Genomic DNA, 15,374 nt, shown 5'->3' on the forward strand with positions numbered 1-15,374 from the left:
GAAGCATCTCGCGTGGGATAGTAATTCAATCGCAGAAAAAGAGTTAGTAGTGGCACGCGAGATGCCTCGGCTGCGCTCGGCATGACGGCCTGCTGGAATCATCCTTTCTCCGAAATACTCCTAACTTCCCAGCCCGATGTTCTTCCGCCGCGCCAAACCGTCCGCTGCTGCCGCGCCGCTCTCCGACCAGGAGCTGCTGGCCCGCTACCGCGCGCACGGCAACGTGGCCGACCTCGGCCTGCTCTACGACCGATATTTGCCGGAAGCCTTTGCCGTGTGCCGCCGCTACCTGGCCCCGCCCGACGAAGACGCCCAGGATGCCGTGATGCAGCTGTTTGAACACCTGGTGAAAGTGTTGCGCACCCACGCGCCCGACAACTTCCCGGCCTGGCTGTACACCACTGCCCGCAACCATTGCCTGATGCAGCTGCGGGCCCGCAAGCGCGCCGGCCCCAGCGCGGGGCCGCTCGTGCTCAGCTTTCCCGATGCCACCGATGTGGAAACCGCCGCCGGCCGGCATCTGCTGGACGAGGACACGGCCGCCGAAGACGCCGAAGCTGCCGAAAACCGCCTGCAAAGCATGGAGGCGGCATTGGCCCAGCTGCCGCCGGCTCAGCGCCGCTGCCTCGAATTATTTTACCTTGAAAAGAAAAGCTACCGCGAAATCACCCTCGAAACCGGCCTGGAGCTGAACCTGGTGCGCAGCCACCTGCAAAACGGCAAGCGCATGCTGCGCCGCCAGCTGGAGCCGCCCGCGCCGCCCAGCGCCGCTCCCCGCCCCTCGCGCCCTACTTCCGATAACAACCCGCTCCATGTCGCCCGCTGATTCGCCTTTTGCCCCGCTGCCTGCCCCCGGTCCGCACCCGGCCACGGCGGAGTTGCGCGCCTACGCGGCCGGCACCCTCAGCCCCGCCGAGGAGCACCGCATCGAAGCGCACCTGCTTGATTGCGAGCGCTGCGCGGACATCGTGGAAGGCTTTTCGATGAGCGACGCCGCCACTACCGACCGCGCCGTGGCCGAGCTGCGCACCCGCCTGCAAGCCCGCATCGGCCAGGAAGAGCCTGCGCCGGTAGCGGGCGGCTGGGCCTGGCCGCGCATTGCTGCGGCTGCCGCACTGCTGGCGGCCGTGGGCGGTGGAATCTGGACGTTGGAGCAGCACCAAACCGCTCCGGCCCCTGCCACTGCCCGCCTCGAGAAAGTAGCCCCAGCACCGGCGCCAATAGCAGCGCCTGAGTCGGCACCGGTCACCACTCCAGAAGCGGAGGCAGCGCAGGAAACAGCGGGAAAGCCAACACGCCCTAAGTTGGCTGATTACGCAGCCGTGGTGCCATCGCAGCCCAAGAACCGCACCGCACCGCGTACCATCAGGCGTAGCAGCAGGGCCACTGATGCCTTCGCTAACCGCACCGAATTAGCCGACACGGAAGCACCCCTCAGCAGTGCCAAGGATGCTTCCGAGGCCAAAGTCTCTACGGCTGCTCCCATGGCTGCTGCGCCATCGCCCACCAACGCCGCGGGCTATTCCAGCGCTGGCCCCCCACCAGCCGCCACTAAAAGCGAAACCACCCTAGCCAGCCGGGCGGCCCCGGACAGTGCCGCCACACTAAGCGAGGTGGCCGTGGCCTCGCCGATGAAGAAGGCCAAAGCCAAAGCTGCCAGCCCCACAGCGTCCATGGTGGTAAACACGCCCATGCCCACGGCGCCCGCTATTAGTCCCGCGCCGGTAGGCGGCTCGCTGGCCTTTCGTGAATACCTGCGCCGCGAAGCTTCCCAGTTTGAGTCCGAAATCAACAACCTGCGCCTGAGTGGCACGGTACGCGTGCAGTTTACGGTAGAGGCCGATGGCAAGCTTAGCCACCTGAAGGTGACGCGCGGCCTCCGCAAAGACTACGACGACGAAGCCCTGCGCCTGGTGTGCGAGGGCCCGGCCTGGCAGCCCGGCATTGCCGGTGGCAAGCGCGCCCCGCTGCCCATGGAAGTGACCGTGCCGTTTTAGTATAATCACTTGTCATCCTGAGCACAGCGAAGGACCTTATCACGTTTGATTCGATTGAGTTGTTGCTCGTCGTTCAGCGGTGATAAGGTCCTTCGCTGTGCTCAGGATGACAGGCAGATTTATTACAGCTCCGCGCCCGGCTTCACCGCCCCCGCATCCACCGATTTCAGGAACGTAATCAAGCCCTTGAAATACGTCTGCTGGTCGTCGTACATGCTCATGTGGCTGCCGTTGGGGCAGATGAGGGAGTTGCCGCGCTGCACTTTGGTAGCAATCATGCGCATGTGGGCGGGGTCCATGGTGTCGTGCTTGCCGCCGATGCTGAGCACGGGCACGCGCAGCTTGGGCAGGTCGGGCACCCGGTCCCAGGTGGTGAGCTTGCCCGAAATGCCGAACTCGCTGGGTCCCTGCATGGTCACGTACAGCGACTGGTTGATTTTGCCCAGCGAGCGGGTTACGGGCTCGGGGTTGGGCACGATGCGGCACAGGTGCTCGGCGTAGAAATTGGGTTCGAGCAGGGCCATGTAGCGCGGGTTGCTGAAGTCCTTTTTCGCCTCGATGGCGCGGATTTCCTTCAGCACTTCGGGCTTCATCTGCTTGGCCAGCACCTCATCGGCGTACTTGCCGTAGTCGGGGCAGCTCATCATCATGTTGGAGATAATGAGGCCCTTGAGGTGCTGCTGGTACTTGAAGGCGTACTCGGCGGCCAGGATGCCGCCCCAGCTGTGGCCCAGCAGGTAGAAGTTGGTGTTGTCCAGCTTCAGGGCCTGGCGCACCTGCTCCACTTCTTCCACGTAGCGCGGCAGGCTCCACATGGCGGTATCCTTGGGGTTGTCGGAGTTGCCGCAGCCGAGCTGGTCGTAGTAAATGAACTCGATGCCTTCTTTGGGCAGGAAGTTCTCAAAGCACTCGAAATACTCGTGCGTAGCACCCGGCCCGCCATTCAGCAGCAGCACTTTGATTTTGGGGTTATTGCCGAAGCGCTTGGTCCAGATGTTGAACTTGCCTTTTGGCGTCGTTATCGGAATCACCTGCACGCCGCCGTCCTGCACGCCGCTTTCGGTGGTGGCGAAGTAGCGGGCCAGCGTGTTTGGCTCGCTGGCTCCGGCCGGTTTGGGTTGGTTGCAGCCTGCCACCAACAGGACGCTTAGCACAAGCGCGGCCGACAACCGCACGGGAGTAAAGATTTTCATTTGCAGGAAAAACAGGGTGAAGTCATCATTCGGCTGGTTAGCCCGTCGAAATAACGTCATTCCGGAACAAGTATGCGGGCCCCGCTCCGAGCCCGCGCAACCCAGCACATCAGGTGGCGCGAGGCAAGCGGGAAAATACCCCCTTCTGAAGTCGTAAAAACCCTGTCATGTTAGTGCACTTTTTAGCGCCGTTTGCCATCGAGCTAAATACTGCCATGGCCTTTTACCCGACCTCTACTTATTAGTAAGATTCAATTTCAAATAAAAGTAAAGTAAAATATTCAACAAACATTAATTTTAGGAATTTTTTAATAGCGGCACTGGTTTAGTACTCAGAATATGAGGAATAGCCTAGAATACCAGCATCCGGGCCCGATTTCGGATGTGCCTGATTTTATCCTCGAAAAGAAACAGCACTAAACAAATCCAGGACAAAGACAACTATTGCCTGGAACTTTCTTTGACTTCGCTGCCTTTCTGCCGCCGATTCCGCTTCGCTAATCATCCACTTTATTTCCCCAGCTTAATGCAGAAATCTAAGTCGACCTCCTGGCTGCTCAGCGGCTTAATGCTCACCGCCTCTTGCACCTTCTACTCCTGCTCGCGGGAGGAAGTGGCGCCCACCAGCTCGGTAGCCACCAGCACCTCCACCGCCGATTCCCAGGCCGCTGACCTGATTCCCGGCCAGTACATTGTGGTGCTGAAGGACAACGCGGTGGCTACCTCGGCCACCGATACCTACAACGACAAAGTGGGCAAAGTGAAGGCTGCCGCTCAGGCCCTGCTGCGGGGCCGCGGCCTCCAGGCCACCGCCGTCGACCGCGCCTATGGGCACGTATTTAAGGGCTTTTCGGCCCGCCTCACGGGGCCGGAAGCCGCCGCCCTGGCCAGCGACGGCCGCGTGGCCTACGTGGAGCAGGACAAGATTATCAGCCTCGGCAAGCCGGTGAAAGGCGGCACGACCACCACGACCACCCAGCCGGTCCAGACCACGCCCTACGGCATCACCCGGGTGGGCACCGGCGACGGCACCGGTAAAACCGCCTGGATTATCGACACGGGCATTGACCTCACCCACCCCGACCTGACCGTGGACGCAAACCGTAGCCGCTCGTTTCTGAGCAGCAGCAGCGGCGCCGACTATGCCTCGGCCAACGACGGCAACGGCCACGGCACCCACGTTTCGGGCACCATTGCCGCCAAAAACAACTCGATTGGTGTGGTGGGCGTGGCCGCCGGGGCTACGTTGATAGCAGTGCGTGTGCTCGACGACAACGGCAGCGGCACCAGCTCGGGCGTGATTTCGGGCATCGACTATGTAAGCGCCAATGCCCAAGCCGGCGACGTGGCCAACATGAGCCTCGGCGGCAGCGCCTCGCAGGCCCTCGACGATGCGGTGCTGAACGCCTCCAATAAAGGCATTCTCTTCGCCCTGGCGGCCGGCAATGACGGCGCCAGCGCCACCCTCACCTCGCCGGCCCGCGTGAACGGCACTAATGTCTTCACCATCTCGGCCATGGACAACACCGATACCTGGGCCTACTTCTCGAACTACGGCAACCCGCCCGTGGACTACTGCATGCCCGGCGTCAACATCAATTCGACCTGGAAAGGCGGCACGTACAACACCATCAGCGGCACTTCGATGGCGACGCCGCACATGGCCGGCGTGCTGCTGATGCGCGGCAAGAGCTTCACCACCAGCGGCACCGTGATAAACGACCCCGACGGCTCGGCCGACGCCATTGCGCACCTGTAGCGGGTTCAACTTTTAGTCAAAACAAAAAGGCAGCCCGCGGGCTGCCTTTTTGTTTTGGCAGTAGGAGTGTTTGTATCAAGTTGCTGTACCACGTTAACCGAATAAAGTTGACTGTTCTGCTGAGCGCAGTCGAAGCATCTCTACCTCAATACGAATCCAATCGAAGCAACGAAGCAGTAGAGATGCTTCGACTCCGCTCAGCAGGACGGCCTTCCGGTGTTAACCGTTAGCCGCTGTAGCCGCCACCGCTGCCAGGCTCGGTGGCGCTGCCATTTTCGGGCGTGGCGGGCGTAGGCAGGTCGGGCGCGGTGTGCAGGGCGAGGTGGCTGTAGTCGGGGGCCCCGTTGCCGGCTGGCATGGGGGCTTCGTCGAAGGTGCGCTCGATTTCCGTCATGTCGAAGTCCTCCACCGGCGTTCCGAAACTCACTTTGGCCGTGATGCGGTACTCCACAATGCGGTTGTCGCGCACTTTGCAGCTCTGGTCTTTGATGTAGATGGAAGAAATATTGGGCACCGAGCTGCTGAGCGACGTGATGGCACGTTGCAGGGCATCCTCGAAGCTTTTGTCGGACGAGGCCAGAATTTCAATGACTTGTTTGATGGCGGACATGGATGGCGGTGGTGAAACAGTGAAATGGGGAGTGTGCGGGGCGGGGCGGCAACCGGAGGCGCCGGCTGTGTTTAGTACCTGCGGTGCTTTTCCGTGTACGCGGGCAGTCCTTTCTTGGCCATTCTGGTTGAAATAAATGTCACGGTTCGGCGGTGGTGTACTTTTGCACCCGGCCACGGCCGCTTTGGCTTTTCAAAACCCACCATTTCACTCTTCACCACCTCACCAACAGCATGGATTTCCGCACCGAAAAGGACACCATGGGCACCGTGCAAGTGCCTGCTACCGCCTACTGGGGCGCCCAGACCCAGCGCAGCATCGAGAATTTCCCCATTGCCCAGGACATCAACCGGATGCCCAAGGAAATCATTGCCGCTTTCGCCTACCTGAAGAAAGCCGCTGCCCTCACCAACCGCGACGCCGGTGTGCTGCCCGCCGAAAAGGCCGAGCTGATTGGCCAGGTGTGCGACGAAATTCTGGCCGGCAAGCTCGCCGATTCGTTCCCGCTGGTGGTGTGGCAAACCGGTTCGGGCACGCAGTCCAACATGAACGTGAACGAGGTGATTGCCTACCGCGGCCACGTGCTGCAAGGCGGCCAGCTGGCCGATGAAAAGAAAGTATTGGCCCCCAACGACGACGTGAACAAGAGCCAAAGCTCGAACGACACGTTCCCGACGGCCATGCACATCGCGGCCTACAAAATCCTGGTCGAAACCACCATTCCCGGCATCGAGAAGCTGCGCGACACGCTCAAAGCCAAGAGTGAAAAGTTCATGCACATCGTGAAAATCGGCCGCACCCACCTCATGGACGCCACGCCGCTCACCGTGGGCCAGGAGTTTTCGGGCTACGTGTCGCAGCTCGACCACGGCCTGCGCGCCATCAAAAACACGCTGGCCCACCTGAGCGAGCTGGCCCTGGGCGGCACCGCCGTGGGCACGGGCATCAACACGCCCAAAGGCTACTCCGAGAACGTGGCCAGGCACATTGCCGACCTCACCGGCCTGCCCTTTGTCACGGCCGAAAACAAGTTTGAAGCCCTGGCCGCCCACGACGCCATCGTGGAAGCCCACGGCGCCCTCAAAACCGTAGCCGCCTCGCTGATGAAAATCGGCAACGACATTCGCCTACTGGCTTCAGGCCCGCGCGCCGGCATCGGCGAGCTGCACATTCCTGATAATGAGCCTGGCAGCAGCATCATGCCCGGCAAGGTGAACCCCACGCAGTGCGAAGCCATGACGATGGTGGCGGCCCAGGTGATGGGCAACGACGTGGCCATCAACATCGGCGGCATGAACGGCCACTTCGAGTTGAACGTGTTCAAACCCGTCATGATTTACAACTTCCTGCACTCGGCCCGCCTCATCGGCGACGTGTGCGTGAGCTTCAACGACAAGTGCGCCGTGGGCATCGAGCCCCTCGAAGCCAACATCAAGAAGCACGTCAACAGCAGCCTGATGCTGGTGACGGCCCTCAACCCCTATATCGGCTATTACAAGGCCGCCGAAATTGCCCAAACCGCCCACAAAAACAACTCAACGCTGAAGGAAACTGCCATTCAGCTGGGCTACCTCACGGCCGAGCAGTTTGACGAGTGGATGAAGCCCGAGGAAATGGTGGGCATGTAAGCGCCGTCTTCGTTGAACGTTGTTCTGGTCAAACCGTCAAAGCGCAGTCCTGCTCCGGGCTGCGCTTTTGCTTTGTAGCTTGTAGTATGAAACCCCTTCGGCTTCTCCCGTATCTGTTGGTGCTGGTGTTTTGCGTTGTTGCACCAGTGGCTGCCTCGGCCCAGCTGGCGCAAGCCGTTCCGGTCGACTCGGCCACGGCCAGGGCCGCGCTGCTGGCCAGTGCCAAACAGTACCCCACGTTTTACCGGGCAGTGCGGGAGGTGCAACAGCAGGATACACTGCTCAAACGGCTGGTGCTCGTGCGCAACGGCCGCAACGACGGCCCGGCCGCCGCGTTTCCCAACGGGGCCGTGCGGCTGGATGTGCGCTACCTGCAAAGTCCCCAGCCGGGCTTCGACGACAACCGCATGGTGGTGGTTTTCTATCATGAAATCGGCCACTTGCACTACTTCCGCACTATGCCGCAGGCCCAGCGCACGCCCGACGCCAGCGAGCGGGCCGCCTTCGACTACTCGCTGCAAGCAACCCGTCGGCTGGCCGAAGCCGGCGACTGCGGCCCGCTGCAAGCCGGCCTGCATTTTATGCTGCTTCGCAGCCAGTCGAACGACGTGGCCGACCCGCACGTGCGCGCCCTGAAAAACCTGGTGCAAGAGCCCGCCTACGCCGAATACCGTCGCTACGTGGCCCGGCATTGCCCGGCGCGCCCCTAGTGGGCCGGTGGGTTGATTTGAATTTTTGAAGGCAACTTTGCCAACTCATTTGCTCTTCGTTGCCTCGCATGGATTTCTCCACGCCCATCGTCCTCGAAAACCACCGCGTGCGCCTGCGTCCGCTGGAAATCACCGATTTTGAGCCCCTTAAAGCAGTAGCGTTTGATGCCGACATCTGGAAATACACCCTCACGCGGGGCGACGACGCGGTGAGTCTGGCCGCCTACATCCGCCAAGCGCTGGAAGCCCGCGAGCAGAACCTGCGCTACCCGTTTGCCATCATCAACCGCGAAAGCGGGGAGCTGGCCGGCAGCACCAGCTACTACAACGTGGCGCCCGCCGACAAGCGCCTGAGCATTGGCTACACCTGGGTGGGCACCAAATTCCAGCGCTCGGGCCTGAACCGGGCCTGCAAGCACTTGCTGCTCAGCCACGCGTTTGGCGCGCTCGACTGCGAGCGGGTGGAGCTGGAAACCGACGCGCGCAACCACAAGTCGCGCACGGCCATGAGCCGCATGGGCGCCACCGAGGAAGGCACCCTGCGCAGCCACCGGCCCACGCAGGGCGGCATCCGGCGCGACACCGTTATTTTCAGCGTCATCCGGCCGGAGTGGCCGGCCCTGCGCGAGTCGGTTTTCCAACAATTTGACGTTCGTGGCTGAGCCGGCTTCTTCCGGCCCCGGCCCGTTGCGTCCGCCCAATGGCCTGTGGCGGCGGCGCGTGGCGAGCTTCGGCCACGCCTTTCGGGGCGTGTGGGCCGCCCTGCGCTCCGAGGTGCACCTGCGCTTTCATGCGGCCACGACGGTGGTGGTTATCGGCCTGGGGTTTTACTGCGGCATTTCGCGCCTGGAGTGGGCGTTGGTGGCTATTTCGGTGGCCTGCGTGTGGGCAGCCGAGCTGATGAATACCGCCATTGAGGCCCTCACGGACCTGGCCTCGCCGGCCTACCATCCGCTGGCGGGCAAGGCCAAGGACGTGGCGGCCGGGGCCGTGCTGCTGGCCGCGCTGGGTGCGGCAGTGGTGGGGGTGCTGGTGTTCGGGCCCAGGATTTTTAGTCACTAATGCGGGGGCTATTCTGAACCATTGCTTGCCGGGGGCGTAACCATAGCCGGCCGGTCGGTTATCGGCCGGCTCCTGCCTTATTTTCTTGCCATGCGCCTGCTTTCTCTCGCTTTCTCCTTGCTCCTGACCACGGCCTGCGCCCGCCAGCAAGTGAGCGTGACCACGCCCACCACGCCCCCCGAAGGACCCAACGTGGCCGGCACCTCCACGCCCGCCCCCACCAGCGCCAACACCGTGGACCCCGTATATGCCCGCGTTATGGAATCTGACACCACCCACCGCCCCGCCTGGCTCAAAGCCCGCATTGCCGCCGTGCTGGCTGAGCGCAAGCGCAACCCCATCACCCGCATTCTGAGCTATCAGTACGACGGCCAGACGGTGTACTTTGAAACGGCGCCCTGCTGCGACCAATTTTCCCAGCTCTTTGACACCAAAGGCCGCCTGATTTGCCAGCCCGATGGCGGCATCACGGGCCGGGGCGATGGCAAATGCCCGGATTTCGACAAGAAGAAAACCAACGAAAAACTGGTCTGGCAAGACCCACGGTAGAATGAAGAATTGGGAATGAGGAATGAAGAATTTATTCAACTGCCTCATTCCACCGATTCTTCATTCCTCATTCCCAATTCTTCATTATCATCATGGACACCATTGCCAAGCTCGGCGCTTTCAACGTCTGGGCCAACGAAACGCTGTTGCGCCGCCTCGACTCGTCGGTGGCCGCCGGCAAAGAAGCGCCGCAGCCGGCCCTGCGCATTTTCAGCCACGTCATCAACGCCCAAGCCATCTGGATTGCCCGCCTCAGCGGCACCCAAAGCCCCCTGAAAGTGTGGCAGGAACACGACCTGGCCGGCCTGCACCACTGGCACGAGCAAACCTCCCAGCACTTGGCCGACCTCTGCGCCCAGGCCCAGCACGATGATGCTGAGTTGAACCGCCACATCCAGTACACCAACTCGCAGGGCGATGCCTTCGACTCGCAGGTGAGCGACATCCTGACCCATGCCGTGATGCACGCCAGCTACCACCGCGGCCAGGTAGCCACCAAAATGCGCGAAGGCGGCCTGGAACCCGTCAATACCGATTTCATTACTTACTGCCGCGAAATGAGCGGGCAGGTGCAGCCGCAGCTGTAGCGGCTGACCATACAGCCCGTTATGCTGAGCGAAGTCGAAGCATCTCTACCGCGCCGCCTGTCATCCTGAGCGCAGCGAAGGCCCTTCTCAAGCCTGTGCCAGTTAATTTATTGCCAAGCCAACTGTTCTTCGATGAGAAGGTCCTTCGCTGCGCTCAGGATGACAAGAGTTGCACGCGATATGCTTCGCCGCGCTCGGCACGACGGCTTAGCAGCTGCCATTTTACCACCGCAGTATGTGCGCAAGCGTACATTGCGGTTTCATTTCTCATTCCATTCAGGCACATGATTTTTATCGTTATGGGCGTTTCGGGCTGCGGCAAAACCACCGTTGGCCAGCAGCTGGCACAGCAACTAAAGCTGCCGTTTTACGACGCCGATGACTTCCATTCGAAGGCCAACATCGAGAAAATGAGCCACGGCACGCCCCTCACCGATGAGGACCGGCGCGACTGGCTGGCTACCCTGGCTACCGACCTCGGCCAGTGGGCACAAGCTGGCGGGGCCGTATTGGCCTGCTCGGCTCTGAAGGAAAGCTACCGCACCACGCTACAAAGCCACGTACCAGAGCCCTTCCACTGGGTGCTGCTGGATGGCCCCAAGGAATTGCTCCTGGAGCGAATGGGTACGCGCCAGGGTCATTTTATGCACTCGAACATGCTCGACTCGCAGCTGGCAACACTGGAAAAGCCGGCCTATGCCCTCCATCTATCCATCACGAACACCCCATCCCAGTTGGTGGAGCAGATAGTGACTGCGCTACAGCAAAACCCCGCCGTTGGAACAAAGCCGGCAGATTCTGTTACTACGTCCTAGGCGCAATTTACCGACCAGCAAAAAGCCCCAACATAAATTGCTGGGGCTTTTTATTACAGTGGTTTTGGAGTCGGTATAAAGGCGCTGGAAGTAGCGCGAACTTTGTCGTTCGCGTCACCATGCCATCTTATCGACGCGACTGGCGCGGGGACGCGAACGACAAAGTTCGCGCTACGGTACACCGACCCCGAAACCGCTCTAGCTGCATTTAATCTGTTGGCTAGTTCAGCGACGTGGTGCCGAGGTCACTCACCTGTTCGTTGGTCACCACCACGCCGGTTCGCACCTTGTTCACGTAAGCTGGCTGGCCCGTCGGGGCCGTGGTGCTGGGGAAAAATTCGACCCGGTAGGTGCCGGCCGCCAAACCGTTAATCTGGTAGGCACCCGAAGCATCGGCCCAGGTGCTCACCGTATCGGGGCCGAGAATGGAGCTGCGAATGGCCAGAATCTGGGGCAAAGCGGCGGCCGGGCTCACGGTGCCGCGCAGGCCACCGCGCAGGTCCTGCGCCACCACCCGAATGACGGGTTTGAGCAGGTAACGCTCCTTCTTGTCGTTGCCGGGCTTCCAAGTGCCGCGCTCCACAATGGACTTAGCCACGTCGAAATCAAGCAGCAGCTGGAAGGTTTCGCGCTGCTTCAAGGTCGCTTTTTCCAGCTTCAGCTTCACGCCCGAAGTTTGGCCGCTGGGCGTTTTCAGGTCATATTGCTGGCCGTCGCGGCCCACCACGTAGCTGTTGGGGCCCAAAATGAGGCGAATTTCTTTGAGGTCGCCGGGGGCAAAGTCGTCGCTCACCAGCAGGGCCGAACGGCCGTTCACATAGTCGAGTACGTTGATGGCTTGTGGGGTGAAGCCCAAGGTTTTCCAGCCATCGGGGTCGTTTTCCTCCTTCAGGTGCACCTCAATCTGGCGCACATCGAGCACCACGCTCCGGAAGTCGCCGGGCGCATCCATCAGCCGCACTTCCAGTTTCGACGAATTAGCGTCTTCCGAGGTGCTTTTCGAGCAGCTGGCCAGCCCCAACAAGGCAGCCCCTGCAAGGGGCAATAGACGGAGAACTTTCATAGGTTAATGGCTAACTAAAAATGGAAATAATACAAGCCTTTGGCAACCAATAGGCTACCTGAGCTTCCCATACTCCAATTATACTGCCAAAGTTTCTTTGGAAGCCGTTGAGTTGGCCGAGAATCATCTGAACCGTCCTGCTGAGCGCAGTCGAAGCATCTCTACCTCAACACTAACTCAATCGTCAGGAATAGTTACGTGGTAGAGATGCTTCGACTGCGCTCAGCAGGACGGTTTATTCGCTCAATTTCATTAGCTCAATCATTCTCCTGATTGCGGCTAATGCTTCGCCGTGTCGGCCGGCTCTGCGGGTTTGGGCTTGGCTTTCGGCTTGCCAAAGAGGCTATTGAAGCCTTTGGCCAGTTGCTCCTTGGCCTTGTTGGCCGCGTCGATGCGCTGCTGCTTTTTGTCGAGCTCGGCCTGGGCGGCGGCTTCCTCGGCCGTCTGGCCGGCGCGGCGGATGCTGTCTTCCTTGCTTACGGCGCGGGGTTTCACACCCAGCAGGTCGAGGGCTTTTTGCTTGGCCACGTTTTTCACCAGCGTCTGGCCCTGGGCCTTCATGCTGCCGCTGGTGAGCTTCACCACCGGCGCCTTCACCGTGCCGCCAATGTTGAGGCCCAGCGTCACGCGGTCGGTGCCCTGAATGTTTTGCACGCCGGTGAGCTGCGTGAGCTTGCCATTGAGCGCGTTGCCGAGCTTGCCGGTGGGCGTGTTGATGGCCGTGACGTAGGCCAGCGCGCCGGTGAGGCTGTTCTGGCCACCCAGCGTCATCTTCACGTCGCCAATGGTCAGGTCGAAGGGCTGCACCACGAGGTTGCCATCCACCAGGTTGGCCTGGATTTTTTTGTTCACCACCACCAGCGTTTTCAGCTCGGGCAGGGTGGTCAGGCTGGCCACTTTGGTCATTACTTCCGACTGATTGATGGCCGCCTTTATCACGTCGAAAATGCCCTTGCCGCTCAGCGTGGCCAGGTTCGGGAACATATCGGGCCCCATCTCGCCGCTCACGTTGAAGGTGGTGCCGAACACGCCCTCCACCTGGCTGGCCAGCGGCACCAGGGTTTTGATGGTGTTGAACGCCGAAAAGGCCTTCTGAAAGCTCAGGTTGTTGATATTCAGCCCGAAGTTGAATTTCGGGTGCGCCAGGTTCTTGCTGCTGTAGCTGCCCGTGGTGCCAAAGCTGGCGCCTAGGGTATTAAACGTCAGGTTTTTGAGCGTAGCCGTTTGGTCGTTCACGGCTACCACGCCCTTGGCATCGGTCAGCTTGAGGTTGTCGTAAGTCACGTTGTCGACGTGACTGTTCAGCACCAGGTCGAAGAACTTCGGAATCTGCAGCACGCCCTCGGCCTTGGCCGGGGCCTTGCCGCCGGTAGTCGCCACCGTGGGTTTGGCCGATACCTCGTCTACCATCCACTCGTTCACATTGAAATTGCGCGAGTTCACCGTCAGGTTGCCTTTTAGCGACTGCCCCGGCGTGAACAAATAGCCCAGGTAGTTGCTGATGGTGCCGGAAGCCGCAAAATCAGAGCTGCCGGCCACCCCGTTCAGGCTTTGCAGCGCAATCTGGTTGTTGTTGAACGTGGCCGTGCCGCTGCTGATTTTCACGCCCTGCGGCAGGTCTTTGCTCTTATAGGTCACGTTGCTGGCCCGCACCGTGCCGCTGGCCACCACGTTTTGGTAGCGGCCGGCTTCTACATCGGCCATGTTGCCTTTGGCGGCAATGTCGCCGGCCACGCGGCCCGTCACGGTCATGCCCTGGAGCGGGAAAATCTTGGTAATCTTGGTCAAATCCACCGTGCCGCGCACGTTGGTATCGAACACCGGCTTGTCGATGTTGTGGGCCGTGAGGCGGCCTTCCAGCGGCTCGCCTTCCAGCACCATCTTGAACTGAGGCAGGTTGATTTGGGTGTCGTTTACCTGACCCGTGGTGTTCACCACCGTCCCGCTCAGGTTGATGTTCTCAATCGGAGCCGGGAATTTGGCCGATTTCACGTAGCCGTTGGCGAGACGGATGGCGGCATTCACCACCGGCATCTGGGTCTTGGAATACACGCCCTTGGCCGTGCCATCCACAAAAAACTGCCCGCGCATAGCCAGGTCTTTCACCGGATACACCTTCAGGGCCTCCGCCAGGTTCACGTTGGCTTTCACGCGGCCGTCCACCTTCATGGGGTTCAGCCCGTCTATGGCAATGTTGCCATCCACCGGGTCAGGGCCCAGGTCCAGATGGAATTGCGGAATATTCACCTTCACGTCGTTGGTCACGCCGGTCGGGTTGTCCACTTTCATTTTCAGGTTGATGTTTTTGGCCTCCCGTGGCAGGTCCGGGTACTTGAAGCGGCCGTTGGTTACGGTCAGGTTCACGCCGTAGCCGGGCAGCTGCGTCGCCGTTTGCGTGCCCTTCGCGTAGCCATCAAAGGCCACCAGCCCGCTGGTTTCAATGTTCTTAAACTTCTCGGTAAACACACCCGGCACCAGGCTGAGCAAGGTTTTGAAATCGGTTTCCAGCGCCTTAAAGGTGAGGTCGTAGGTAATGTCCGTCGCATTGGGCAAGCCAATGGCACCCGCGAAGCTGAACGGAAAGTCGTTGAGCTTAATCTTGTTGTCCTTGAACGTGTAGAGGTTCTTATTCAAATCCATGTTCAGCGTCACGTCGGCATCAAGCTGCTTGTCCGTCACGTAGGCCACGCCGCCGTAGGTCATGTCGAGGTCGGCCGCCGTCGTTTTCGACGTCATGTCGAACACATTGCTGGCGAAGTCGCCGCTGCCGCTGTGGTTCACGCCGCGTGCCTCCATGCGGAAGGGGAGAGTCAGGTCCTCGTAGCGCAGGTGCGCGTCCGTCAGCTTCCAGCCCTTGATGGCGAGGCTCACCTGGCTGGTATCCTGACCTTTGGCCGCGGCCGCCGAGTCCGAAATCATCACGTCCCAGTTGGCGCGGCCGCTCTTCAGGCGGCGCAGGCTCAGGTCGGGCCGCTCCAGCTCCACGGTATTAATCTTGATTTCCTGGCCCTTAATGACGGTCATCACGTCCAGCCCCACGCGCAGGTTGGGCAGGTAAGCCAGCGTGTCGCGGCTGAACGAGTCGAGTCCAATCACGCGCAATTCCTTAATGTCCAGCGTCAAATCCGGGAAGGAGTGGAGCAGGCTCACGCCGATGTTGTTCGGGTCGTACTCCACTTTGGCCCGCACGCGCTGGGCAATCTGCTTGTCGGCCAGCGCCCGCAGCTTGTCCTTAAACAGAAAGGGCGCGGCCACCACGGCAGCCACCAACACAACCACAAAAACCAACAGTCCCAACAGTATTTTCCGCATAAAACAGGTATTGAATGAATAGCTGAACCAACCCAACAAAGGTAAAACCAGGACCGTGCCTGCTTTTGCACCGTCGCAGTCCCAAAACG

At 60.7% G+C, this 15,374-nt stretch carries 14 protein-coding genes; 10 read left to right on the top strand and 4 right to left on the bottom strand.

Features of this window, described 5'->3' with window-relative positions:
- Positions 1-136 precede the first annotated feature (136 nt).
- Both JKL48_RS01660 and JKL48_RS01665 read left to right on the top strand, forming a co-directional pair.
- Positions 137-826, top strand: coding sequence for an RNA polymerase sigma factor (locus tag JKL48_RS01660; RefSeq protein WP_201977713.1), 690 nt, complete (start codon positions 137-139; stop codon positions 824-826).
- The gene (locus JKL48_RS01665) at positions 813-1,997 is read left to right on the top strand and encodes a zf-HC2 domain-containing protein (protein WP_201977716.1); all 1,185 of its coding nucleotides are present in this window, start codon (positions 813-815) and stop codon (positions 1,995-1,997) included. The genes JKL48_RS01660 and JKL48_RS01665 overlap by 14 nt, the downstream gene beginning before the upstream one ends.
- A 122-nt stretch (positions 1,998-2,119) precedes the next feature.
- Here the strand turns inward: JKL48_RS01665 and JKL48_RS01670 are convergent, their stop codons facing one another.
- Entirely contained in the window at positions 2,120-3,190 is a 1,071-nt protein-coding gene (locus tag JKL48_RS01670; RefSeq protein WP_201977717.1) for a proline iminopeptidase-family hydrolase, read from the bottom strand.
- 526 nt (positions 3,191-3,716) lie between these two features.
- On the opposite strand from JKL48_RS01670, the gene JKL48_RS01675 reads away from it, so the two are divergent.
- Positions 3,717-4,949 carry a S8 family serine peptidase gene (locus tag JKL48_RS01675; RefSeq protein ID WP_201977718.1) on the top strand — a complete coding sequence of 411 codons (1,233 nt, stop codon included), beginning with the start codon at positions 3,717-3,719 and terminating at the stop codon, positions 4,947-4,949.
- Positions 4,950-5,175: 226 nt separating this feature from the next.
- Here JKL48_RS01675 and JKL48_RS01680 read toward each other — a convergent pair whose 3' ends face one another.
- Positions 5,176-5,559, bottom strand: a complete 384-nt coding sequence (locus tag JKL48_RS01680) for a dodecin family protein (protein ID WP_201977719.1) — start codon at positions 5,557-5,559, stop codon at positions 5,176-5,178.
- A gap of 233 nt (positions 5,560-5,792) precedes the next feature.
- On the opposite strand from JKL48_RS01680, the gene fumC reads away from it, so the two are divergent.
- The 7 genes from fumC to JKL48_RS01715 all read left to right on the top strand — a co-directional run bounded on the left by fumC (position 5,793) and on the right by JKL48_RS01715 (position 10,910).
- Positions 5,793-7,187: a class II fumarate hydratase gene (gene fumC / locus JKL48_RS01685; RefSeq protein WP_201977720.1), complete on the top strand. Its 1,395-nt coding sequence runs from the start codon at positions 5,793-5,795 to the stop codon at positions 7,185-7,187.
- 86 nt (positions 7,188-7,273) lie between these two features.
- The gene (locus tag JKL48_RS01690) at positions 7,274-7,897 is read left to right on the top strand and encodes a hypothetical protein (protein ID WP_201977722.1); all 624 of its coding nucleotides are present in this window, start codon (positions 7,274-7,276) and stop codon (positions 7,895-7,897) included.
- 68 nt (positions 7,898-7,965) lie between these two features.
- Positions 7,966-8,559, top strand: a complete 594-nt coding sequence (locus JKL48_RS01695) for a GNAT family N-acetyltransferase (protein WP_201977724.1) — start codon at positions 7,966-7,968, stop codon at positions 8,557-8,559.
- Positions 8,552-8,959 carry a diacylglycerol kinase family protein gene (locus tag JKL48_RS01700; RefSeq protein WP_317191883.1) on the top strand — a complete coding sequence of 136 codons (408 nt, stop codon included), beginning with the start codon at positions 8,552-8,554 and terminating at the stop codon, positions 8,957-8,959. Before JKL48_RS01695 ends, JKL48_RS01700 begins: the two co-directional genes overlap by 8 nt.
- Positions 8,960-9,049: 90 nt before the next feature.
- On the top strand, positions 9,050-9,508 hold the full coding sequence (locus tag JKL48_RS22965; RefSeq protein WP_236668554.1) for a DUF6970 domain-containing protein: 459 nt from the start codon (positions 9,050-9,052) through the stop codon (positions 9,506-9,508).
- A gap of 92 nt (positions 9,509-9,600) precedes the next feature.
- Entirely contained in the window at positions 9,601-10,095 is a 495-nt protein-coding gene (locus JKL48_RS01710; protein WP_201977726.1) for a DinB family protein, read from the top strand.
- Positions 10,096-10,379: 284 nt separating this feature from the next.
- Positions 10,380-10,910 (top strand): gluconokinase, encoded by a 531-nt coding sequence (locus JKL48_RS01715; protein WP_201977728.1) that lies wholly within the window; start codon positions 10,380-10,382, stop codon positions 10,908-10,910.
- 220 nt (positions 10,911-11,130) lie between these two features.
- On the opposite strand, the gene JKL48_RS01720 is transcribed toward JKL48_RS01715, so the two are convergent.
- Positions 11,131-11,973 carry a DUF4382 domain-containing protein gene (locus tag JKL48_RS01720; protein WP_201977730.1) on the bottom strand — a complete coding sequence of 281 codons (843 nt, stop codon included), beginning with the start codon at positions 11,971-11,973 and terminating at the stop codon, positions 11,131-11,133.
- 279 nt (positions 11,974-12,252) lie between these two features.
- Complete coding sequence (locus JKL48_RS01725) at positions 12,253-15,285, bottom strand: AsmA family protein (RefSeq protein WP_201977736.1); 3,033 nt, start codon at positions 15,283-15,285, stop codon at positions 12,253-12,255.
- Between the last annotated feature and the right edge of the window lie 89 nt (positions 15,286-15,374).

The organism is Hymenobacter rubidus (assembly GCF_016734815.1).
In the GTDB taxonomy this organism is placed as follows: Bacteria; Bacteroidota; Bacteroidia; order Cytophagales; family Hymenobacteraceae; genus Hymenobacter; species Hymenobacter rubidus.

Bases quoted from the DNA above. Each gene is read 5' to 3' on its own strand.
- JKL48_RS01660 (WP_201977713.1), top strand. From the start codon at position 137: ATGTTCTTCCGCCGCGCCAAACCGTCCGCTGCTGCCGCGCCGCTCTCC.
- JKL48_RS01665 (WP_201977716.1), top strand. From the start codon at position 813: ATGTCGCCCGCTGATTCGCCTTTTGCCCCGCTGCCTGCCCCCGGTCCG.
- JKL48_RS01670 (WP_201977717.1), bottom strand. From the start codon at position 3,190: ATGAAAATCTTTACTCCCGTGCGGTTGTCGGCCGCGCTTGTGCTAAGC.
- JKL48_RS01675 (WP_201977718.1), top strand. From the start codon at position 3,717: ATGCAGAAATCTAAGTCGACCTCCTGGCTGCTCAGCGGCTTAATGCTC.
- JKL48_RS01680 (WP_201977719.1), bottom strand. From the start codon at position 5,559: ATGTCCGCCATCAAACAAGTCATTGAAATTCTGGCCTCGTCCGACAAA.
- fumC (WP_201977720.1), top strand. From the start codon at position 5,793: ATGGATTTCCGCACCGAAAAGGACACCATGGGCACCGTGCAAGTGCCT.
- JKL48_RS01690 (WP_201977722.1), top strand. From the start codon at position 7,274: ATGAAACCCCTTCGGCTTCTCCCGTATCTGTTGGTGCTGGTGTTTTGC.
- JKL48_RS01695 (WP_201977724.1), top strand. From the start codon at position 7,966: ATGGATTTCTCCACGCCCATCGTCCTCGAAAACCACCGCGTGCGCCTG.
- JKL48_RS22965 (WP_236668554.1), top strand. From the start codon at position 9,050: ATGCGCCTGCTTTCTCTCGCTTTCTCCTTGCTCCTGACCACGGCCTGC.
- JKL48_RS01710 (WP_201977726.1), top strand. From the start codon at position 9,601: ATGGACACCATTGCCAAGCTCGGCGCTTTCAACGTCTGGGCCAACGAA.
- JKL48_RS01715 (WP_201977728.1), top strand. From the start codon at position 10,380: ATGATTTTTATCGTTATGGGCGTTTCGGGCTGCGGCAAAACCACCGTT.
- JKL48_RS01720 (WP_201977730.1), bottom strand. From the start codon at position 11,973: ATGAAAGTTCTCCGTCTATTGCCCCTTGCAGGGGCTGCCTTGTTGGGG.
- JKL48_RS01725 (WP_201977736.1), bottom strand. From the start codon at position 15,285: ATGCGGAAAATACTGTTGGGACTGTTGGTTTTTGTGGTTGTGTTGGTG.